The following is a 19,941-nucleotide window of genomic DNA, read 5'->3' as shown; positions in this document are numbered from 1 at the left end:
TTCGGTCCCGCAGCCCTACTGGACCAGCAGCAGCGCCCCGTTCTCGACCTGGTATTTCTGCAGCCGCTGCAGGAAGCTCATGCCGATCAGGTTGGTCTGCAGCGCCCGGTCGTCGAGCACCACCGCCTGGATATTGTCGACCGAGATCTTGCCGATCTGCAAGCGGTCGACCGTCACCACGGCGGCCTTGATCGAGCCATTGGCAGTGTTGACCTCGTGGATGAAATCCGACGGGCTGAGCGAGATGCCGACGCGGCGCGCCGTGGACGTGTTGATGGCGACCAGCGTCGCGCCGGTGTCGATCATGCCGTCGACCTGGCGGCCGTTGACCTTGAACGCGGAGCTGAAGTGGCCGCGCGCGTCGGCGTTGACCACCACCTTGCGGCCGAGCGGCAGCGGCGCGGCGGGCTTGTCCGGGACCGAGGCCAGGTTAAAGGCGGGCTGCGGCTCGGTCGCCGGCCTGGAGGCTGCCGCCGGTTTGAACAGCCCATCGAGCATCTGCGGGTTCGACTGATAGACGATCGGGATCGATGCCGATGTTCCGGCAAAGACGCCAAGGAAGAGGAGCTTGCGCAGCATGGGACCGGCCTGTGTGAAGGCCGATCCTTAACCCCGACATGGTGTTTTCGACTTTAACGTCGGCCGAAACCGCGGCTTTGCGTAAACGAGCGGTAAACGGCGGGCCTATTTGGTGCCGTACATGCGGTCGCCGGCATCGCCGAGGCCGGGCATGATATAGCCCTTGTCGTTCAACTGGCGGTCGATCGAGGCGGTGAAGACGGGCACGTCGGGATGCGCCTTGGTGAAGCGCTCGATGCCCTCGGGCGCCGCCAGCAGGCACAGGAAGCGGATGTTGGTGGCGCCGCGCCCCTTCAGCTTGTCGATCGCCGCGATCGCCGAATTGGCGGTGGCGAGCATCGGATCGACGACGATCACCAGCCGGTCGGCGAGGTCGCTCGGCGCCTTGAAGAAATATTCGACCGCCTCCAGCGTGTCATGGTCGCGGTAGAGCCCGATATGGGCGACACGCGCCGCCGGCACCAGATCTAACAGGCCTTCGAGCAGGCCGTTGCCGGCGCGCAGCACCGAGGCGAAGACCAGCTTCTTGCCCTCCAGTGTCGGCGCCTCCATCGTCTCGATGGGCGTCTCGATCTCGGTCGTCGTCAGCTCGAGATTGCGTGTGACCTCGTAGCCCAGAAGCAGCGAGATCTCGCGCAGCAGCCTGCGGAAGCCGGCGGTCGACGTCTCCTTCTTGCGCATGATGGTCAGCTTGTGCTGGACAAGCGGGTGGTCGACGACGGTGACGCCCTGCATGGTGCTCTCCTGGAATTCCGGCAATCCGAAAGACCCTAGCGACAATGCGGCGGCCAAGGAACCGCTTGGCCGTCACCGATCACAGTTTTTGCCGGAAATTTGCCTGTAAAGCAGTCAGCGCCCGGCGCCGTTCAGCCGGGCGAGAAGCGCTGCTTTCGTCTTGCGGTCGACGAAGGCGGCCTCGATCGCCGTCCTGGTGATGGCGACAAGCGCCTTGTCCTTGATCCCGAAATGCTCGGTGGCGATGTCGTATTCGCGCTTCAGCGAGGTCCAGAAATAGGGCGGATCGTCGGAGTTGAGCGTCACCTTGCAACCCGCCGCCAGCAGCGCCGGGAACGGATGGTCGGCGAAACTGTCGAACACCTTGAGCGCGATGTTGGAGCCCGGGCAGCATTCGAGCACCACGCCTTCGTCGGCGATGCGCCGGACGAGGTCGGGATTCTCGATGGCGCGCACGCCATGGCCGATGCGGGACGGCCGGATGTGGTCGAGCGCGGCCTTGACACTCTCCCAGCCCATCAGTTCGCCTGCATGGATGGTGATGCCGAGGCCGGCCTCGCGGGCGATCTCGAAGGCGCGGACATAGTCCTCGAAATCGCCGATGCGCTCGTCGCCGGCGACGCCGAAGCCGGTCACCAGCGGGTGGCCGCAGCGGGCGGCGAAGCGCGCCGCCTGCTCGATCGACTCGACGCCGACATGGCGCACGCCGGTGACGATCATGCGGCCCTCGATCCCGGTCTTGGCCTTGGCGCGCGCCATGCCTTCGCCGAGCGCGTCGGTATAGGCCTTGGGCGACAGGCCGGCCTTTTTTGCGTGATCCGGCGAGGTGAAGACCTCGGAATAGATGGCGCCGTCGCGGGCGAGGCTGGTGAGATAGTGGTCTGCCAGCCGCGCATAGTCCTCCTCGGTGCGGAACAGGTCGGAGGCGAAATCGTAAGCCGCGAGGAAGGAGGTGAAATCATGCCAGACGAAGGCGCCGTCCTTGATGTAGGGCGACGTGTCCTTGCCGTATTTGCGCGCCTGGCTGATGACGAGCTCGGGCGCTGCTGCCCCTTCGATGTGGCAGTGCAGTTCCGCTTTCAGAGGCATACAGTCATCCCGTCAAGTTCGGTCCAGGTCAATAAGCCCACCACCTGGAAGCGCGGCCGAACACCGCGCCTTAAACAATAGCGCCCGCACCAGTGATCGGCTATGGTCCCGCCGGTTTTATGACGGATCAAAATAATGTCAGGTGAGAGAACCACGGCCGCGGGCGGCATGGAAACCTCCTATGGTTTCAAGCGGGTAGGGGCCGGTGACAAGCAGTCCCTGGTCAACGACGTTTTCCACAAGGTCGCCAATCGCTATGACCTGATGAACGACCTGATGTCGGGCGGGCTGCACCGGTTGTGGAAGGACGCCATGGTGACATGGCTCAACCCGCCGAAACGGCCGGGCTGGAAAGTGCTCGATGTCGCCGGCGGCACCGGCGACATCGCCTTCCGCATCATCGAGGCGAGCGATCGCCACGCGCACGCCACGGTGCTCGACATCAACGGCTCGATGCTCGACGTCGGCCGCGACCGCGCCGAGACGAAAGGCCTCAGCGAAAACGCCGATTTCGTCGAGGCCAATGCCGAGGAACTGCCCTTCGCCGACAATGTTTTCGACGCCTATACGATCGCCTTCGGCATCCGCAACGTGCCGCGTATCGACGTGGCGCTCTCCGAGGCCTTCCGCGTGCTGAAACGAGGCGGGCGTTTGCTGTGTCTCGAATTTTCCGAGGTCGAGATGCCGTTGCTCGACAAGGCCTACGAAGCCTGGTCGTTCAACGCCATCCCGAAGATCGGCCAGGCGGTCACCGGCGACGGCGAACCCTATTCCTACCTGGTCGAATCGATCCGCAAATTTCCGAACCAGGCGAATTTCGCTTCCATGATCACCCGGGCGGGCTTCGACCGCGTCTCCTTCCGCAACTATTCCGGCGGCATCGCCGCACTGCATTCGGGCTGGAAGCTTTGAGGCAGGAAACCTTGAGGCAGGCCAGACGATGAGCAGCGTCCGATGAGCAGCGTCGGCGCCGCCTTTCGGCTCGCAAGGGCCGGCTGGGTGCTGGTCCGCGAGGGCGTCGTCTCGGCGCTGCCGGGCGAGGAGCTTTCCGGCCTGCCGAAATTCGGCTGGCGCATGGCGCGGCTGTTCACCCGCCGCAGCGCGCTTGCCTACAAGCGCGGCGACCGGCTGGCCAAGGCGGTGGTGCGGCTGGGGCCATCCTACGTCAAGCTCGGCCAGTTCCTGGCGACACGGCCAGACGTCGTCGGCAACGACATGGCGCTCGACCTCGCGCTTCTCCAGGACAAGATGCATACGTTCCCGCAGGCCGAGGCGATCGCCGCCATCGAGTCCTCGCTCGGGCGCAAGATCGGCGATCTCTACGCCAGCTTCGACGGCGCCGTCGCCGCCGCCTCGATCGCCCAGGTGCACAACGCCGAGACGGTGAAGGAAGGGGTTGCTACCCGGGTGGCGGTGAAGGTCATCCGGCCTGGTGTGCGGCGGCGCTTCTTCCACGATCTCGAAAGCTATTTCCTCGCCGCCCGCCTGCAGGAAAAATACATCCCCTCGTCGCGCCGCCTGCGGCCGGTCGAGGTGACCGAGACGCTGGCGCAGACCACAAAGATCGAGATGGATCTCAGGCTCGAGGCGGCGGCGCTGTCCGAGCTCGGCGAGAATACCAAGGACGATCCGGGCTTCCGCGTGCCCTCGGTCGACTGGGAGCGGACCGGCCGCGACGTCTTGACCATGGAGTGGGTCGACGGCGTCAAGATGAACGACATTGCCGGCCTCGTGGAGGCAGGTCACGATCTCAAGGCGATCGCCACCAACCTCATCCAGTCGTTCCTGCGCCATACGCTGCGCGACGGCTTCTTCCATGCCGACATGCATCCGGGCAATCTGTTCGTCGAGGCCGACGGCACCATCGTCGCCGTTGATCTCGGTATTGCCGGCCGGCTCGGCAAGAAGGAGCGCCGCTTCCTCGCCGAGATCCTTTACGGCTTCATCGTGCGCGACTACCAGCGTGTCGCCGAGGTGCATTTCGAGGCCGGTTATGTGCCGCGCCAGCACAATGTCTCGGCCTTCGCGCAAGCGATCCGCGCCATCGGCGAGCCGATCCACGGCCAGCCGGCGGAAACCATCTCGATGGCCAAGCTGTTGACGCTGCTGTTCGAGGTCACCGAACTGTTCGACATGGCGACCCGGCCCGAGCTGATCCTGTTGCAGAAGACCATGGTGGTGGTCGAGGGCGTCGCCCGCACGCTCGATCCGGCCTTCAACATGTGGAAGACATCCGAGCCGGTGGTCGGCGACTGGATCGCCGGCAATCTCGGCCCGCGCGGCCTTCTTGTCGATGCGCGCGACGGCACCAAGGCGCTGCTGGCACTGGCCCGCCAGGCTCCAGATATCGCCGCCCGCACCGAGCGGCTGTCCCGCGAGATCGACCTGATGGCCGAGCACGGGCTGCGCTTCGACGAGGCGACGGCACGCGCCATCGGCAAGGCCGAGGCACGCCATACCCGCTCAGGCCGCGTGGCCCTGTGGGTGATCGCGCTGACGCTGCTCTACATCGTGTGGAAGCTCACCTAGCGGTCTGGTTGCCCTCTCTTGATTGCATTGCTATCATTGCAACCAGAGATGCCAAGCAGAGTGCAATCACATGGCCAGCATCACCATTCGCAATCTTGACGACGAAATCAAGGACCTGCTGCGCCGGCTGGCGGCCGAAAACGACCGCTCGATGGAGGAGCAGGCGCGGGTGATGCTTCGGGCCTCGGTCGAAGGTCAAGTCGGATCCGCCGGCCGCCTCGACCAGATCGAGAAGACGCTGCACGAACTGGCAGGCTCGCGCCAGCCGGCGATGCCCGTTGCCGCCGCATCCGGAAGGGCTGCCCTGCGAGGCAGCCTTTCCGGCAAGCGCATCCTGCTCATCATCGGCGGCGGCATCGCGGCCTACAAGGCGCTCGACCTGATCCGCCGCCTCCGCGAGCGCGGTGCGGCGGTGCGGGTGGTGATGACGGCGGCGGCGCAGGAGTTCGTCACCACGCTTTCGGCCGGCGCGCTTTCGGCCGACCATGTCTTCACCGAACTGTTCGACCGCAATGACGAGCATGATGTCGGCCATATCCGCCTGTCGCGCGAGGCCGACCTGCTGGTGGTGGCGCCGGCCACCGCCGATCTGATGGCGAAGCTTGCCAACGGCCATGCCAATGATCTCGCCTCGACGGTGCTTCTTGCCACCGACAAGAAGGTGCTGATGGCCCCGGCGATGAACCCGAAAATGTGGTCGCATCCGGCGACCCGCCGCAACCGGGCGACCCTGCAAAAAGACGGCGTTGTCTTCGTCGGCCCGGCCAAAGGCGAGATGGCCGAGAGCAACGAGGCGGGCGAGGGCCGCATGGCCGAACCGCTGGAGATAGCAGCCGCGATCGAGGCGCTGCTCGACGAGAGGCCGAAGCCGCTGGCGGGCCGCAGGATCATCGTCACCTCGGGGCCGACGCATGAGCCGATCGACCCGGTGCGCTACATCGCCAACCGCTCGTCCGGCAAGCAGGGTCACGCCATTGCGGCGGCGTTGGCGAAGCTCGGCGCCGATGTACGGCTGGTCTCCGGTCCGGTCACCATCGCCGATCCGGCCGGCGTCATCACTACCCATGTCGAGACCGCAGCCGAGATGAAGGGCGCGGTCGAAAGCCTTTTGCCGGCGGATGCGGCGGTGTTCGTCGCCGCCGTCGCGGACTGGCGCACGGCCAATGCTGCCGGCGAGAAGATCAAGAAGGTGGCCGGCGAGGGGCCGCCTTCGCTGCAGATGGTCGAGAATCCGGACATCCTCGCCGGCGTCGGTCATCACCAGCAGCGGCCGGGGCTGGTCGTCGGCTTCGCCGCCGAGACGCAGGATCTAATCAGCAACGCCGAGGCCAAGCTGAAGAAGAAGGGCGCCGATTTCATCGTCGCCAACGACGTCTCGCATGAAAGCGGCATCGGCCCGTCCGGCGTGATGGGCGGCGACCGCAACAAGGTGCGGATCGTCTCGAAGGCAGGCGTCGAGGAATGGCCTGAGATGGGCAAGGACGAGGTGGCGACACGACTCGCCGCGCTCATTGCCGAGCGGCTGAAGACCATCGTTGTCTGAACGCCCCGCCGCCGAAGACGGCCGGCCCGGGTAATTTCACTCGGCGGCTATGCCTGTAAGGCTCGCGTTGGCGGCTAATCCGGCTTCGATGGACTCCGAAATGATCCTCAGGCCGAGATCCAGTTCCTCCTCGGAGATGGTCAAAGGAGGGGCTATGCGGAAGACGCCGCCCATCCCGGGAAGCTTGACGATGTTCATGCTCAGGCCGCGCCGGAACGCTTCCGCCGCGATTGCGGCGCCCAACTCGTGATTGGGCACCTTGCCGTCCTTGACGATCTCGACCCCGAGCAGCAGGCCGCGACCGCGCACGTCGCCGACACATTCATATCGCTGCTTCAGCCGCGACAGCCCTTCGAACAGTTTCGCTCCGAGGCGCTGGGCCCGGTCGACGAGCTTTTCCTCTTCCACCACATCGAGCACCGCAACGCCGACAGCCGCCGGCAGCGGGTCGGAGACATGCGTGGTATAGAACAGGAAGCCCTTGTCGTGCGCTGCTTCCTCGATTTCAGCCGTCGTCATCACCGCCGATAGGGGAAGCCCGGCGCCGATGGTCTTGGACAGCGTAAGGATGTCAGGGGTGACGCCATCCCTTTGGAAAGCGAACATGTCTCCGGTGCGGCCGATGCCGGTCTGCGCTTCATCGAGGATCAGCAGCATTCCGCGCTCGCGGCATTTCTGCTGGAGCGCCGCCAGATAGCCTTGCGGCAATTCCAGAATGCCGCCGCTCGACAGGATCGGCTCGGCGACAAAGGCCGCCAGGCTCCCCGTCGACTGGCTGTCGATCAGATCGAAGGCATCGTTCAGCTCGGTCAGCCAATCCAATGAACCGTCGGCATTCCTGAAGCGCGGCCGGAAGCTGTTGGGCGCGGGAATTGCAAGAGATCCAACCGCCGCGGGCCCATAGCCCTTGCGGCCGGCGCTGTAGGTCGCCGACGCGGCAGCACCGGTCATCCCGTGCCAACTCTTCGAGAAGGCGACGATCTCGTGCTTGCCGGTCACCAGCTTGGCCATCCGGATGGCTGCTTCGTTGGACTCGGCGCCGGTCGAGAGCAGCAGCACCCTGTCGAGGCCGGGCGCCAGCGCGGCGAGACGTTCGGCAAGCTCGACCACCGGGCGAGACAGCATGCCGCTGAAAAGATGCGCGGCTCTTTCCACCTGGCGGCTGACCGTCGAGACGATCCTGGGGTGAGCATGCCCGAGCAGGGCGCTCATCTGTCCGGAGGTGAAGTCGAGGATGGGCCTGTCGTCGGCATCGTAGACGAAGGAGCCAGCGGCGCGCTCGATGATGGCGGGCTCGAAGCTGCCGCCATAGCGGATCAGGTGCTTGCGCGCCGAATCCCAAAACCCAGGCTCCAAGTTTTTCGACATCTCTCAACTCCAGCAAGCGTTGAGCCAACAATCTAGCGGCTGGCGCGGATGCAGTAAAATTGATAGTTGTCGGATTCTGATATCAATGGATTTGATATGCTCGATCTCAAGCTGCTGGCGACATTCGTGCGCGCGGCGCATTCGGGAACCCTCAGTGCGGTGGCGGTACAGGTCGGACGCACGCAGTCGGCCGTGACAATGCAGGTGCAGCGGCTCGAGGAAGCCCTCGGCCAGAGCCTGTTTCATCGCAGCGGCAGCGGGGTGCGGCTCACCGGCAGCGGCGAGCGCTTCCTGGCCTATGCCGAGCGCATCCTCAAAATCCATGACGAGGCGATCTCGGCGCTGTCCGACAAAGGCCTGCACGGTTCGATTATTTTCGGCAGTCCCGAGGACTATCTGAGCGCGTTCTTTCCCGCGCTGCTGAAGGGCTTCGGAACCATATATCCCGATGTCGAAATCAAGGTGGTTTCGGCGCCCACCGTCGAATTGCGGACGCTTCTCAACGCGCGCCAGATCGACCTGGCGCTTGTCTCCAGTCCGAACGCAAGCGACGCGCATGTGCGCACCGAAGCGCTCGTATGGGTGGGCAGCAAGCCGGCGCTGGACCTCTACGATTTTGGCGACGTCGTGCCGCTGGCGTTGTCGGCGTCGAATGCCGTCGACCACAAGGCGGCTTGCGAGGCCATGGCGCGCGCCGGACTGCGCTACAAAATATCCTATGCCAGCAACAGCCTTGCGGGACTGATCGCCGTTGCGCGGTCGGGCCTGGCAATCAGCGTGATGACCGAGGATGCGGTGCCGTCGGACCTCCATGTTCTGGGCGCGCCGCTTCCTCGCTTGCCCCAGCTTGGCATTCTGGTCGCCTTTGCCGACACCGAGCGATCACCCGCGGTCGAGGCCTTCGCCGATCACATCCGAGCCGTTCTGCCGTCTCTGTGAGAACTTCCGCTCTCCGATTGTCTCCCGAGGTCAGCCCGTCGCTTCCTGTGGATGCGCGGCTGGCATAGCGATCCTGATGGCCGCCAGGCAGCCGAGAATGCCGAGCGGCACGAAAGCGAGGAACAGCCAGCCGGCGACGTTCGCCGCCGCGTCGCGGTTCAGGCCTTCGGAAAAGCCGCTGGCATTGGCGATGATGCCGGCGAGCGCCGCCCCCACCGCATAGCCGATGCGCTGCATGGTCGGCACCGCGGCGGAGGCGATGGTCTGCTCGCCGTCACGGGCCGAGGCGACGATGACGCGGGTGAGGAACGGCCAAGACACACCGAAGCCGCCGCCCTGCAGAAGAGCGCAGAGCAGGATCAACGGAATCGAGCCGCTCGGGATTGCATAGGCAAGCCCGGCGAGGCCGACCGCGATCATCAGGGCGCCGATGACGATGATCAGCCGCTCGCGCTCCAGCGGTGCGTTGGCGACGAGGATCGCGAGAATAGACCAGGCGATCGATTCGGCGGCGATGATGTAGCCGGTGGTCAGGATCGGGATGCCGTGCAGCGTGGTCAAGAGCAGCGGACCGTAGATGGCGAAGGAACAGGTCGCCACCGAGAAGGCGGCCACCATGGTCATGCCGCTGCCGACCGGCGAGCGCCATGAAAACAGCCGCGACGGAAACAGCCGCGAGGGTGGCTTCAGCGCATCGATGCGGAAGAATAGCACGAGGCCGATCAACCCCAGCCCAAGCAGCAGCGAGGAGCGCAGCAGGGCGACATCGACGCCGGCGCTGGCGATCAGCACGACGCTGACGGCAAGGCAGCCGAGCGCTGCATAAGGGAAGGGCGGCGCCGTGCCCTTGTCCACCTGCGGCCTGGTCGCCTGCGGCGTGTCGAGCACGATGAAGCTTGCCAGCGCCATGGCGGTGCCGCCGACGGTGAAGATGCCGAAGGCCCAGCGCCAGGACAGAAGCTCGGCCATGACGGCGCCAAGCATCGGGCCGCTGAAGGCGGCAACACCCCAGATCGCCGACATGATGCCGAAAAGCTGCGGCCAGATGTTGCGCGGGAACAGCCGCTCGACCGAGACGAAGGCCAGCGACACCAGCGCGCCGCCGCCCAGCCCCTCGACCAGCCGTCCGGCAAGGAAGAGCGGCATTGAGGGTGCGGTGGCGCAGATCAGCGCGCCGGCCGCATAGAGCAAGGCGGCAACCATCATGTTGGTGCGCAGCGCCACATAACTCACCAGCCTTCCGGCGGCAGCGCCGGCGACGATGGCGCCAAGCTCGTAGATCGCCAGCGACCAGCCGACCAATTGCACGCCGGCCAGCTCGCCGACCATCGCCGGCATCACCGTCGCCACCATCGTCTCGTTGGTGGCGTGCAACAGAATGCCGAGACTGATGAAGCAAAAACGCCCCAGGTCGCCGCTCGCCCACAATGCCCGCCAGTCCACCTTGCCGCCCGCCTTGTTGCCGCTTGCCGCCGTCACGTCGATCTCCTGCTTGCCATTCGCAGCCTCATCCGCAACGCGAAAGGGCGCCAGATCCAGTTCGGCTGAGCTTGTAGAACCTCAAGCGCGGTTGAGCTCAAGAGGCCTTTTCAGGAATGTACGGCGAACGCCGCGACGCTTGAAGACCGGCTTTTGATGAGCTGTCAGTTGGCGGTGCTGCGCAGCTGGAACTGGCTGACGCCGATGGCGATGTTGATGCCGGTCTGCGTCTGCAGGCTGAGAGGCTGCAGCGTGAAGGCCTGTTCGGAGCCGCCGACGAGCAGATTGGCGCCGGCGCCGACCGCCGCCGTCAGCTCGGCGCTGGCGCCGACATAGTCGCCGGCGAGGGCGCCCGGCGCATAGATGTTCTTCAGCGGCGTCAGCACCAGCCACTGCATGACACTCTGTTTGGTGGTGCCGATGTCCAGCCCGTATTTGTTGACGGCGCCGAAATAGGCCTCCGGCGCGAATGTCTTGTCGGCGGGCGTGAAGGTGCAGCTCAGGTCCTTGCTCGAGCCGAAGACAAAGCCGGTGCCGCCGCCGATGGCGCAATCGAGCACGCCAAGCTCGACGCCGCCGCTCTGCGCATCGGCCTGTCCCGCGCAGGCGGCGGCGATCAGAGCAGCGGCAATGATGGTTCTTGGCATGCAGGTCCCCCCAAAAACATGCGGCGCGAAACAGTAACCTGTTCCGCGCCGCGCGTAAGGGAGCAAATGCGCCTTATTTGAAGGAGTGGATCAGCTCCAGCGAGGTGACCGCCACCGCCAGGTTGACGCCAGTCTGCGCCTGAACGCTGAGCGGCTCGAGCATGAAGGCGCCACCCAGCCCGCCGACCAGGAGATTGGCGCCGCCGCCGGTCACGACACTCGCCTCGGCGTTGACGCCGTAATAGCTGCCGGCAAGGTCGCCCTCGTCATGGCTTCGGGTGGCGGCCAGAACCGCCCATGCCAGCTGGCCCTGATGCGTCTGGCCGACATCGATGCCGAGCTTGGAGATCATTCCCGTGTACTGCTCGGCCGGCCCATGATGATACGGGCGGAAGGTGCAGGACACGCCCTTGTTCGAGGTGATCACATAGCCGACGCCGCCGTCGATGGTGCAATCAAGCGTGCCAAGCCGGAGCGTGCCGGCGTTGACGGGGAACGCGAGGACCGTGGTGGCGAGCGCGGCGGCATAGGCAAGTGTCTTGATCATTGGAAAGGTCCTTTCGCAAATTTGGCCCCGGTTAACGGTCGAGGTGCGTGGAGCGTTCCGCCGAAAACTTGGCGCGAACATGGCAAGGGTTAACGCTTTGCCCTCGCTGTCAGCATGGGTGACGGCGGTTCGTCGTCGGATACGGCCGGCGGATTTTCCAAGCATCTCCGACTGAGGATCGGTTCTTTTGGGCGGAAGGCCTCGGTCGCGACCAGGCCTTCCAGCCATGCGGGATCGACCCTAACGACAGGGCGTCGCGCGGTGCGCCGGCTGTATCAGCTGGCGCTGGCGGTGTTGGTGCGCGACAGGCCGTCCTTGGCCGGCTGGTAGTTCGGATCGAGATGAACCGCCTCGCGGTAGGACTTCGCCGCCCGCGCCTTGTCGCCGCGCCGCTCGTAGATCAGCGCCTGGTTGGCCCAGGCCTCGGCGTTCTTGCCGTCGAGCTTGATGGCCATATTGAAGTCGGAAAAGGCGTTGTCCTCGTCGCCCGTCGCCAGATAGGAGAGGCCGCGGCCGTTGTAGGGCTCGGCGGCGTCCGGCGCCAGCGAGATGGCGGTCGAGAAATCCTCGATGGCGAATTTGTGCTGACCCTGGCTCTGATAGATCAGGCCGCGATTGTGGTAGGCGCGGGCATCGGTCGTATCGAGCTGGATCGCCTTCTGGAAATCGTTGAAGGCGTCCTGGGTGCGGCCCGCCTTGCGGTAGAGATTGCCGCGGCCGATAAAGGCGGCGTCGTAATTGGCGTTGATCTGGATCGAACGGTTGTAGTCGGCGAGCGCGGCCTCCTGGTTGCCGAGGAAGCGCTGGATGAGCGCGCGGTTCGAATAGGCCTGGTAGAAATTCGGGTTGAGCTGGATCGCGGTGTCGAAGTCCTTCAGCGCCGCCTGGTACTGGCCGCCGCGGCCATAGGCCGAACCGCGCACATTGTAGCCTTCCGGATCCTGCGGATTGCGCTGGATCACCGCCGACAGCGAGGAGATGTTCTCGGTCGAGCCCTGCGCCTTGTCGATGTTGTTGAATTCGCCGGTCGGGGCCGTCTGGCACGCGGCAAGCGCCAGGCCCGAGAGCAGGGCCGCCGTCAGGGCGAAGCCGCGCATTGCGGTTCTGCGCTCCACGGAAATTGAATTCATCTCTGCTTTGTCCTCACTGCCCGCCGCGCCGTCAGGTCCGTTCCCTCTCCGAACCGGGTCAAACTTCATCACAAGTGTCAGAGCATCCGTTGTGCGTCCAAGCAGGCGCACGTCGCTCTAAACAAAAGGGTGGCGGCGATTCCGCATCGCGCCACCCTTGGGTATCCTTCGAAAAGGACGAAAAATTGGCGGTATCAGCGCGGCGAACGCGCAGCACCCGCAGCGCCAGCCGGAGCCGGACGCGGCGTCATCGGCAGCAGGCCTTCGCGCTGGGCGCGCTTGCGGGCCAGCTTGCGGGCGCGGCGCACGGCTTCCGCCTTTTCGCGGGCGCGCTTCTCGGAAGGCTTCTCGTAGTGACCGCGCATCTTCATTTCGCGGAAAATGCCTTCGCGCTGCATCTTTTTCTTCAGCGCGCGGAGCGCCTGGTCAACATTGTTGTCGCGGACGAGTACCTGCACGTGCAATCCTGTCTTTCGGGTTTGAAATCAACAGGCAAGCGGCCATAGCCACTATGCCTCCGCGGCAGGTTGCACCGCGAATTGTGGCGGCTGATAGCAGAATCAGGCTGTCCTGTCCACTGCCGAATGCAATCGAGCGGCGAAATCGCAACCCGCCGCTGCTGGTCGGGCGTCCGCTACGCGGTCGCCAGGTGCAGGCGGGCGAAATCCTCGAAGAATTCGCCGTAGTCGCAGGTGATCTCCTCGCCCGCCGCGATGTCGCGGGTCGCGGTCGCCCCGCCATATTGCGAGAAATCCGTGTTCGGCCGCTCGGCATGGTTCATGAAGCGGCCGTTGTCGACCTCATAGACCATGAAGCCCGGCCGGTCGGGGCTGGGGTAGGCGTAGCGGTCGAGCAGTTCCTTCAGATGCGGCGGCGCCGCCTCGTATTTCTCCATCGGGATCAGCCGGTCGAAATCCGGATCGAGGCGCCAGATCGAGGCGCCCTTGCGGATCGGCTCGGCGGCGAAAACGCCGACACCTTCGATGGCGCTCTGGGCGACGTAGGTCCTGATCAGCAGCATCTTTTACCGTCCGTTTTCGACGGGAAACGGAATCGTCAAATCGGAGCGAAATGCAAGGCCGCTTCGTGAGATTTCGGCTGGCGGGCAGTGCTGTGGCCGCCTATCCCTTCACGTCCGGTTGATCGAGACGCCGCCATCGGCAAACAGTGCGGTGCCGGTGGTGAAGCTCGATGCGTCCGAGGCGAGATAAAGCGCCGAGCGGGCGATCTCTTCCGGCTGCGCCACACGCTTCAACGCATGAAGGTTTTCGACGAAGGTTCGCGATTCCGGGGTCTTGAACGTCGCCGCCGGCGTGTTGGTGCCGCCCGGCAACAAAGCGTTGACGCGCAAGCCCTGCGGTCCGTATTCGGCGGCCAGCACCTGCGTCAAACCGATCAACCCGGCCTTGCTTGCGGCATAGCTCGTCATGCCGGGCATGCCGATGGTGTGGCCGACAAAGGTGGAGGTGAAGATCAGTGAGCCGCCGCCGCGCTCGATCATCGCCGGCACCTGGTATTTCGCGCCGAGAAACGCGCTGGTCAGGTTGGTATCGAGCGTCTCGCGCCAGCCATCGAGCGACAGCTCGGAGATCGATCCCATCTGCCCGACAGCGCCGACATTGTTGAAGGCAATGTCGAGGCCACCGAACTTTTCGACCGCGAGATCGACGAGGACCTTGGCATAGGCTTCGTCGCGGACGTCGCCGGCAAGCGCAACTGCGCTTCCGCCGGCCTCCTCGATCTCGTCTGCCAAGAGGTCGAGCTCTGCCTTGCGCCGGGCTGCGATGACCAGGCTGGCGCCCTCCGCGGCGAACAGCTTTGCCGTGGCGCGGCCGATGCCGGAACTGGCGCCGGTGACGATGGCGACCTTGTCTGTCAGTGCGAACATCTTCTGAGCATCCTTCTTTCGTGCCGGCCTTGCCAGCGATCGGACGCTTGGTCGCAAATGGCGGCGGTGCGGGCCACCCGAAAGCTGCATTGGGGTTTGTGCCGCGTGGGTTGGTTGCTCGCCTGTGGATGCCACGGCGCAAAACGGCAAGCGCCGTCGCAAACAGCGCAAGGATGGCTGTGCGGTTTCGCTAGTGATACTCCTCGCGTGCCGAGGCGGGGATGCCCGGCCGCAAAATCCGCGAAAGCTACTGGCGCGAGGCCTGGACGTGAAGAAATATTCGGTATTCGCTATCGCCCGCGAGGCCATGCGCGGCCACAAGGGCTGGGAAGAGCAATGGTCTTCGCCGGAGCCGAAGAAGGAATACGACGTCATCATCGTCGGCGCCGGCGGCCATGGTCTGGCGACGGCCTACTATCTGGCCACCGTGCACGGCATCACCAATGTCGCGGTGCTGGAGAAGGGCTGGCTCGGCGGCGGCAACACCGGCCGCAACACCACCATCATCCGCTCCAACTATCTCTATGACGAGAGCGCCGGCATCTATGACCATGCGCTGAAGCTGTGGGATGGGCTCTCGCAGGAGCTCAACTACAACGTGATGTACTCAGCGCGCGGCGTCATGATGCTCGCCCACAATGTGCACGACATCCAGGTGCTGAAGCGCCACGTGCACGCCAACCGTCTCAACGGCATCGACAATGAATGGCTGACGCCGGAGCAGGCGAAGGAATTCTGCCCGCCGCTCAACATCTCGAAGGATGCGCGCTACCCCGTCGTGGGTGCGGCCTTGCAACGGCGCGGCGGCACGGCGCGCCACGACGCGGTCGCCTGGGGCTATGCGCGCGGCGCCTCGGCGCGCGGCGTCCACATCATCCAGAACTGCGAGGTGACCGGCGTCAAGCGTGCGGCCAATGGCGCGGTCACGGGCGTCGACACGACGCGCGGCTTCATCGGCGCCAAGAAGGTCGGCGTGGTTGCGGCAGGCCATTCCTCGGTGATCATGAACATGGCCGGCGTGCGCATGCCGCTGGAGAGCTACCCGCTGCAGGCGCTGGTGTCGGAGCCGGTCAAGCCGGTCGTGCCCTGCGTGATCATGTCGAACACGGTGCATGCCTATATCTCGCAGTCCGACAAGGGCGAGCTGGTCATCGGCGCCGGCACCGACCAGTACGTCTCCTATTCGCAGACCGGCGGCCTGCACATATTGCAGCACACGCTCGACGCCATCTGCGAGATGTTCCCGATCTTCACGCGCATGAAGATGCTGCGCTCCTGGGGCGGCATCGTCGACGTCACGCCCGACCGCTCGCCAATCCTGGCCAAGACCCCGGTCAAGGGACTCTATGTCAATTGCGGCTGGGGCACCGGCGGCTTCAAGGCCACACCGGGCTCGGGTCACGTCTTTGCCCACACCATCGCCAAGGACGATCCGCACCCGATCAACGCGCCCTTCACCATCGAGCGCTTCCGCACCGGCCGCCTGATCGACGAGGCGGCAGCGGCGGCGGTGGCGCATTGATGGCTGCCGAAAGGCTTTGCGACCAACCGGCCACCGGCCACGGCGAATTGTAGGAACCAACAAATGCTTCTCATCCGCTGCCCCTATTGCGAGGAAGAGCGCCCGGAACTCGAGTTCCGCAACGCCGGCGAGGCGCATATCGCGCGCTCGACCAACATTGCCGGCGAGAGCGACGACGATTTCGAGAAGTTCTTCTTCATCCGCTCGAACCCCAAGGGGGTGATCTATGAGCGCTGGCGCCACATGCATGGCTGCGCGCGCTTCTTCAACGCCGTGCGCGACACCGTCACCGACAAGTTCATCATGACCTACAAGGCCGGCGAGCCGAAGCCTGCGAAGCTGCCGGGAGCCTCGAAATGAGCATCTCTTTCCGCATTTCCGGCGCCGGCCGCCTCAAGCAGGCGAAGACCGCCCGCTTCAGCTTCGACGGCCAGGCCTATACCGGCGTCGAGGGCGACACGCTGGCCTCGGCGCTGCTCGCCAACGGCGTCCATCTCGTCGGCCGTTCGTTCAAGTACCATCGGCCGCGCGGCTTCCTGTCGGCCGGCGCGGAGGAGCCCAACGCGCTGGTGCAGATCGTGCGCGACGATGCACGTAAGACGCCGAATGTGCGGGCGACCGTGCAGGAGCTCTATGACGGGCTCACCGCCAACTCGCAGAATCGCTGGCCGTCGCTCGCCTTCGACGTCGGCGCGGTCAACGACATTGCCTCGCCGCTGTTCTCGGCCGGCTTCTACTACAAGACCTTCATGTGGCCGAAGGCGGCCTGGAAGAGCCTCTACGAACCGAAGATCCGCGCCGCGGCAGGCCTCGGCGTGTCGCCGGACAAGCCTGATCCCGACCACTACGGCGCGCGCTATGCCCATTGCGAGGTGCTGGTGCTGGGCGGCGGCGCTGCCGGCATCGCCGCGGCGCTCGCCGCGGCCGAGACCGGCGTCAGGGTGATCCTCGCCGACGAGCAGGCCGAATTCGGCGGCAGCCTGCGCTTCGAGGCCGGCGCCAGGATCGACGGCGAGGACGGCTTTGCCTGGGCGCAAGCTGCGATCGCCAGGCTCAAGGCAATGGACAACGTCCGGTTGCTGACGCGCACGACTGCTTTCGGCTATTACGCGCAGAATTTCGTCGGCCTGGTCGAGCGCGTCAGCGACCATTTGCAGAACCCCGGCCGCGAACTGGCGCGCGAGCGCCTCTGGCAAGTCCGCGCCAGCCGAGTCGTGCTGGCGACCGGCGCCATCGAACGGCACATGGTGTTCGCCGACAACGACCGTCCGGGCGTCATGCTGGCCTCGGCCGCGCGCACCTATCTCAACCATTACGGCGTCGCCGTCGGCAGGAATGTCGGCGTCTACACGGCAAACGATTCCGCCTATGCGGCGGCGATCGACCTGAAGAAGGCCGGCGTCAACATCGCGGCAATCGTCGACCTGCGCGACAACCCGACCGGACCGGTGATCGACGAGGCGAGAGGACTGGGCATCGAGATCAATTTCGGCCGCGCCGTTGTTCGCGCCGGCGGCAAGCTGCGCGTGTCGTCGATGACGGTGCAGCCGAAGAATGGCGGCGGCGAGCGCACCATCCCGGTCGACGCGATCCTGATGTCGGCCGGCTGGACGCCGTCGGTGCATCTGTTCTCGCAGTCGCGCGGCAAGGTCGCCTTCAACGAGGAGACGCGGCGCTTCGTGCCGGGAACCTACGCGCAGGACTGCGTTTCGGTCGGCGCCTGCAACGGCACGGATGGCCTCGACGCGACGGTCGACGAGGCCTATGCGGCGGGCGCCAAGGCGGCGAAGGAGGCCGGCGGCAAGGCGGGTAAAGGCGCCAAGCCGAAGGTCGATGCCAGCGAGAGCTGGTCGCGCGGCATGCTGGGCGCCGCGCCCGGCGCCGGACAGGGCACGACGGTCAAGGCCTTCGTCGATTTCCAGAACGACGTCACCGCCAAGGACATCCGCCAGGCGGTGCACGAAGGCATGCACTCGATCGAGCATGTCAAGCGCTTCACCACCAACGGCATGGCGACCGACCAGGGCAAGACGTCCAACATGCACGGCCTGGCGATCGCCGCCGAGACGCTCGGCAAGCCGATCCCGCAGGTCGGCCTCACCACCTTCCGCGCGCCCTATACGCCGGTCACCTTTGGATCGATCGTCGGCCATGCGCGCGGTGCGTTGTTCGACCCGACGCGTCGGACGGCGATCCATCCCTGGGCCGCGGCGCAAGGGGCGGTGTTCGAGGATGTCGGCCAGTGGAAGCGCGCCTGGTATTTCCCCCGGGGAGCCGAGGACATGCACGCAGCCGTGGACCGCGAATGCGTCACCGTGCGCAAGACGGCCGGCCTGTTCGACGCCTCGACGCTGGGCAAGATCGAGGTGGTCGGGCCGGACGCGGCCAAGTTCATGGAACTGCTCTACACCAATCCGTGGGAGAAGCTGGAGCCCGGCCGCTGCCGCTATGGCATCATGCTGCGCGAGGACGGCTTCATCTATGATGACGGCGTCGTCGGCAGGCTGGCGCCGGACCGCTTCCATGTGACGACGACGACGGGCGGCGCTCCGCGCGTCATGCACCATATGGAGGACTATCTCCAGACCGAGTTCCCGCATCTCAATGTCTGGCTGACCTCGATCACCGAGCAGTGGGCGGTCATCGCCGTGCAAGGGCCGAAGTCGCGCGACATTATCGCGCCGCTGGTCGAAGGCATCGACATGTCGGACGAGGCGCTGCCGCATATGTCGGTGCGCGAAGGCAAGATCTGCGGCGTGCCGACGCGGCTGTTCCGCATGTCGTTCACCGGCGAGCGCGGCTTCGAGGTCAACGTGCCGGCCGACTACGGCCAGGCCGTCTGGGAGGCGCTGTGGGCCGAGGGCCAGAAGCATGGCGCCTGCGCCTACGGCACCGAGTCCATGCACGTGCTGCGCGCCGAGAAGGGCTACATCATCGTCGGCCAGGATACCGACGGCACGGTGACGCCGAACGATGCAGCCCTCGACTGGGCGGTCGGCAAGAAGAAGCCCGACTTCGTCGGGATCCGCGGCATGGCCCGGCCGGATTTGGTCGCCAAGGGTCGCAAGCAGCTTGTCGGCCTCAAGACTAAGGACCCCAAGGTGGTGCTGGAAGAGGGCGCGCAGATCGTCGAGGATCCTGGCCAAGCGATCCCGATGAAGATGATCGGCCACGTCACCTCCAGCTACTGGTCGGAGAATTGCGGCCGTTCGATCGCGCTGGCGCTGGTCGCCGGCGGACGCGACCGCATGGGCAAGACGCTCTATGTGCCGATGCCGAACGGGACGATCGAGGTGGAAGTCACCGGCATGGTGTTCTTCGACGAGAAGGGGGAGCGCCTCAATGGCTAAGGCTGCCGCAAAGACAACCGCTGCCGGCTCGTCGGCCGAGCGCCGTCCGGCGCTGGCCGGGCGCACGATAGAGGCGAAGGGCGTCACGCTCGCCGTGCTGGCGCCGGCCGAGCGCATTTCGGTACGCGCGCCGGAGGCTTCGCTGACCGCGCTTTCGAAGGCGCTCGGCGTGAGCTTGCCGACAAAGCCGAAGACCTCGGCGGCCAAGGCCGGGCGCACGGCGCTCTGGCTCGGACCGGACGAATGGCTGGTGATCGACGAGGCGGGCAAGGATCCGCTCGCCGACTGCGCCAAGGTGACGGCGCTGCATTCGGCGGTTGGCATCTCGCACCGCAACGTCGCGTTTTCCGTCACCGGCCCGGCGGCCGCCGTGACCGTCAACTCCGGCTGCCCGCAGGATCTCTCTCTTGACGCGTTCCCGGTCGGGGCGGCTTCGCGCACCATCCTCGGCAAGGCCGAGATCGTGCTGCTGCGCACGGCGGCGGATGCCTTCCGGGTCGAATGCTGGCGTTCGTTCTCGGACTATGTCTTTACTCTGCTGTCGGAAGCGGCGAGCGACGCGGCGGCGTGAGGACAGGAACCATCGCCACGCCACG

19 protein-coding genes are annotated in these 19,941 nt (G+C 65.5%); 8 read left to right on the top strand and 11 right to left on the bottom strand.

Annotation, left to right across the window (positions count from 1 at the left end):
* Positions 1–15: 15 nt before the first annotated feature.
* From EN786_RS02900 to EN786_RS02890, 3 genes are all read right to left on the bottom strand, one after another.
* The gene (locus tag EN786_RS02900; RefSeq protein WP_127308933.1) at positions 16–579 is read right to left on the bottom strand and encodes a TIGR02281 family clan AA aspartic protease; all 564 of its coding nucleotides are present in this window, start codon (positions 577–579) and stop codon (positions 16–18) included.
* Between the two features lie 105 nt (positions 580–684).
* Positions 685–1,314: a uracil phosphoribosyltransferase gene (gene upp, locus EN786_RS02895; protein ID WP_126058358.1), complete on the bottom strand. Its 630-nt coding sequence runs from the start codon at positions 1,312–1,314 to the stop codon at positions 685–687.
* A gap of 114 nt (positions 1,315–1,428) precedes the next feature.
* Positions 1,429–2,403 (bottom strand): adenosine deaminase, encoded by a 975-nt coding sequence (locus EN786_RS02890; protein WP_127308934.1) that lies wholly within the window; start codon positions 2,401–2,403, stop codon positions 1,429–1,431.
* A 135-nt stretch (positions 2,404–2,538) separates the two neighbouring features.
* On the opposite strand from EN786_RS02890, the gene ubiE reads away from it, so the two are divergent.
* From ubiE to coaBC, 3 genes are all read left to right on the top strand, one after another.
* Positions 2,539–3,315: a bifunctional demethylmenaquinone methyltransferase/2-methoxy-6-polyprenyl-1,4-benzoquinol methylase UbiE gene (ubiE, locus tag EN786_RS02885; RefSeq protein ID WP_127308935.1), complete on the top strand. Its 777-nt coding sequence runs from the start codon at positions 2,539–2,541 to the stop codon at positions 3,313–3,315.
* Positions 3,316–3,357: 42 nt separating this feature from the next.
* Positions 3,358–4,932: a 2-polyprenylphenol 6-hydroxylase gene (gene ubiB / locus EN786_RS02880; RefSeq protein ID WP_127308936.1), complete on the top strand. Its 1,575-nt coding sequence runs from the start codon at positions 3,358–3,360 to the stop codon at positions 4,930–4,932.
* A 70-nt stretch (positions 4,933–5,002) separates the two neighbouring features.
* Positions 5,003–6,475: a bifunctional phosphopantothenoylcysteine decarboxylase/phosphopantothenate--cysteine ligase CoaBC gene (coaBC, locus tag EN786_RS02875; protein WP_210212278.1), complete on the top strand. Its 1,473-nt coding sequence runs from the start codon at positions 5,003–5,005 to the stop codon at positions 6,473–6,475.
* A gap of 36 nt (positions 6,476–6,511) precedes the next feature.
* On the opposite strand, the gene EN786_RS02870 is transcribed toward coaBC, so the two are convergent.
* Positions 6,512–7,843 carry an aspartate aminotransferase family protein gene (locus EN786_RS02870; protein WP_127308937.1) on the bottom strand — a complete coding sequence of 444 codons (1,332 nt, stop codon included), beginning with the start codon at positions 7,841–7,843 and terminating at the stop codon, positions 6,512–6,514.
* A 96-nt stretch (positions 7,844–7,939) separates the two neighbouring features.
* On the opposite strand from EN786_RS02870, the gene EN786_RS02865 reads away from it, so the two are divergent.
* Positions 7,940–8,782 carry a LysR family transcriptional regulator gene (locus tag EN786_RS02865; RefSeq protein ID WP_127308938.1) on the top strand — a complete coding sequence of 281 codons (843 nt, stop codon included), beginning with the start codon at positions 7,940–7,942 and terminating at the stop codon, positions 8,780–8,782.
* 30 nt (positions 8,783–8,812) lie between these two features.
* Here EN786_RS02865 and EN786_RS02860 read toward each other — a convergent pair whose 3' ends face one another.
* From EN786_RS02860 to EN786_RS02830, 7 genes are all read right to left on the bottom strand, one after another.
* Entirely contained in the window at positions 8,813–10,261 is a 1,449-nt protein-coding gene (locus EN786_RS02860) for an MFS transporter (RefSeq protein ID WP_127308939.1), read from the bottom strand.
* Between the two features lie 164 nt (positions 10,262–10,425).
* Positions 10,426–10,908 carry a DUF992 domain-containing protein gene (locus EN786_RS02855; RefSeq protein ID WP_127308940.1) on the bottom strand — a complete coding sequence of 161 codons (483 nt, stop codon included), beginning with the start codon at positions 10,906–10,908 and terminating at the stop codon, positions 10,426–10,428.
* Positions 10,909–10,981: 73 nt separating this feature from the next.
* On the bottom strand, positions 10,982–11,455 hold the full coding sequence (locus EN786_RS02850; protein ID WP_127287195.1) for a DUF992 domain-containing protein: 474 nt from the start codon (positions 11,453–11,455) through the stop codon (positions 10,982–10,984).
* A 275-nt stretch (positions 11,456–11,730) separates the two neighbouring features.
* Positions 11,731–12,585, bottom strand: coding sequence for a tetratricopeptide repeat protein (locus EN786_RS02845; protein WP_127287196.1), 855 nt, complete (start codon positions 12,583–12,585; stop codon positions 11,731–11,733).
* Between the two features lie 194 nt (positions 12,586–12,779).
* Complete coding sequence (rpsU, locus tag EN786_RS02840) at positions 12,780–13,043, bottom strand: 30S ribosomal protein S21 (protein WP_126058367.1); 264 nt, start codon at positions 13,041–13,043, stop codon at positions 12,780–12,782.
* 176 nt (positions 13,044–13,219) lie between these two features.
* The gene (locus EN786_RS02835) at positions 13,220–13,606 is read right to left on the bottom strand and encodes an SET domain-containing protein-lysine N-methyltransferase (RefSeq protein ID WP_127308941.1); all 387 of its coding nucleotides are present in this window, start codon (positions 13,604–13,606) and stop codon (positions 13,220–13,222) included.
* A 108-nt stretch (positions 13,607–13,714) separates the two neighbouring features.
* The gene (locus EN786_RS02830; protein ID WP_127308942.1) at positions 13,715–14,473 is read right to left on the bottom strand and encodes an SDR family oxidoreductase; all 759 of its coding nucleotides are present in this window, start codon (positions 14,471–14,473) and stop codon (positions 13,715–13,717) included.
* Positions 14,474–14,741: 268 nt separating this feature from the next.
* Between EN786_RS02830 and EN786_RS02825 the strand changes: the two genes are divergently transcribed.
* From EN786_RS02825 to EN786_RS02810, 4 genes are all read left to right on the top strand, one after another.
* On the top strand, positions 14,742–15,995 hold the full coding sequence (locus EN786_RS02825) for a sarcosine oxidase subunit beta (RefSeq protein ID WP_127286937.1): 1,254 nt from the start codon (positions 14,742–14,744) through the stop codon (positions 15,993–15,995).
* Between the two features lie 63 nt (positions 15,996–16,058).
* Positions 16,059–16,355 carry a sarcosine oxidase subunit delta gene (locus tag EN786_RS02820; RefSeq protein ID WP_127286935.1) on the top strand — a complete coding sequence of 99 codons (297 nt, stop codon included), beginning with the start codon at positions 16,059–16,061 and terminating at the stop codon, positions 16,353–16,355.
* A complete protein-coding gene (locus tag EN786_RS02815; RefSeq protein WP_127308943.1) occupies positions 16,352–19,345 on the top strand; it encodes a sarcosine oxidase subunit alpha in 2,994 nt (997 codons plus the stop codon). Before EN786_RS02820 ends, EN786_RS02815 begins: the two co-directional genes overlap by 4 nt.
* Positions 19,338–19,916, top strand: coding sequence for a sarcosine oxidase subunit gamma (locus tag EN786_RS02810; RefSeq protein WP_127308944.1), 579 nt, complete (start codon positions 19,338–19,340; stop codon positions 19,914–19,916). The genes EN786_RS02815 and EN786_RS02810 overlap by 8 nt, the downstream gene beginning before the upstream one ends.
* Positions 19,917–19,941 lie beyond the last annotated feature (25 nt).

The organism is Mesorhizobium sp. M4B.F.Ca.ET.143.01.1.1 (assembly GCF_004792275.1).
GTDB classification, from domain to species: Bacteria; Pseudomonadota; Alphaproteobacteria; order Rhizobiales; family Rhizobiaceae; genus Mesorhizobium; species Mesorhizobium abyssinicae.
The sequence above is the reverse complement of the archived record's forward strand: the minus strand, read 5'-3'. Positions and strand labels throughout refer to the sequence as shown.

Excerpts from the sequence above, each read along its gene's own strand:
- EN786_RS02835 (WP_127308941.1), bottom strand. The coding sequence starts at position 13,606 with ATGCTGCTGATCAGGACCTACGTCGCCCAGAGCGCCATCGAAGGTGTC.
- upp (WP_126058358.1), bottom strand. The coding sequence starts at position 1,314 with ATGCAGGGCGTCACCGTCGTCGACCACCCGCTTGTCCAGCACAAGCTG.
- EN786_RS02850 (WP_127287195.1), bottom strand. The coding sequence starts at position 11,455 with ATGATCAAGACACTTGCCTATGCCGCCGCGCTCGCCACCACGGTCCTC.
- EN786_RS02830 (WP_127308942.1), bottom strand. The coding sequence starts at position 14,473 with ATGTTCGCACTGACAGACAAGGTCGCCATCGTCACCGGCGCCAGTTCC.
- EN786_RS02810 (WP_127308944.1), top strand. The coding sequence starts at position 19,338 with ATGGCTAAGGCTGCCGCAAAGACAACCGCTGCCGGCTCGTCGGCCGAG.
- EN786_RS02865 (WP_127308938.1), top strand. The coding sequence starts at position 7,940 with ATGCTCGATCTCAAGCTGCTGGCGACATTCGTGCGCGCGGCGCATTCG.
- EN786_RS02820 (WP_127286935.1), top strand. The coding sequence starts at position 16,059 with ATGCTTCTCATCCGCTGCCCCTATTGCGAGGAAGAGCGCCCGGAACTC.
- EN786_RS02855 (WP_127308940.1), bottom strand. The coding sequence starts at position 10,908 with ATGCCAAGAACCATCATTGCCGCTGCTCTGATCGCCGCCGCCTGCGCG.
- EN786_RS02870 (WP_127308937.1), bottom strand. The coding sequence starts at position 7,843 with ATGTCGAAAAACTTGGAGCCTGGGTTTTGGGATTCGGCGCGCAAGCAC.
- coaBC (WP_210212278.1), top strand. The coding sequence starts at position 5,003 with ATGGCCAGCATCACCATTCGCAATCTTGACGACGAAATCAAGGACCTG.
- EN786_RS02815 (WP_127308943.1), top strand. The coding sequence starts at position 16,352 with ATGAGCATCTCTTTCCGCATTTCCGGCGCCGGCCGCCTCAAGCAGGCG.
- ubiE (WP_127308935.1), top strand. The coding sequence starts at position 2,539 with ATGTCAGGTGAGAGAACCACGGCCGCGGGCGGCATGGAAACCTCCTAT.
- EN786_RS02845 (WP_127287196.1), bottom strand. The coding sequence starts at position 12,585 with ATGAATTCAATTTCCGTGGAGCGCAGAACCGCAATGCGCGGCTTCGCC.
- EN786_RS02890 (WP_127308934.1), bottom strand. The coding sequence starts at position 2,403 with ATGCCTCTGAAAGCGGAACTGCACTGCCACATCGAAGGGGCAGCAGCG.
- ubiB (WP_127308936.1), top strand. The coding sequence starts at position 3,358 with ATGAGCAGCGTCGGCGCCGCCTTTCGGCTCGCAAGGGCCGGCTGGGTG.
- EN786_RS02900 (WP_127308933.1), bottom strand. The coding sequence starts at position 579 with ATGCTGCGCAAGCTCCTCTTCCTTGGCGTCTTTGCCGGAACATCGGCA.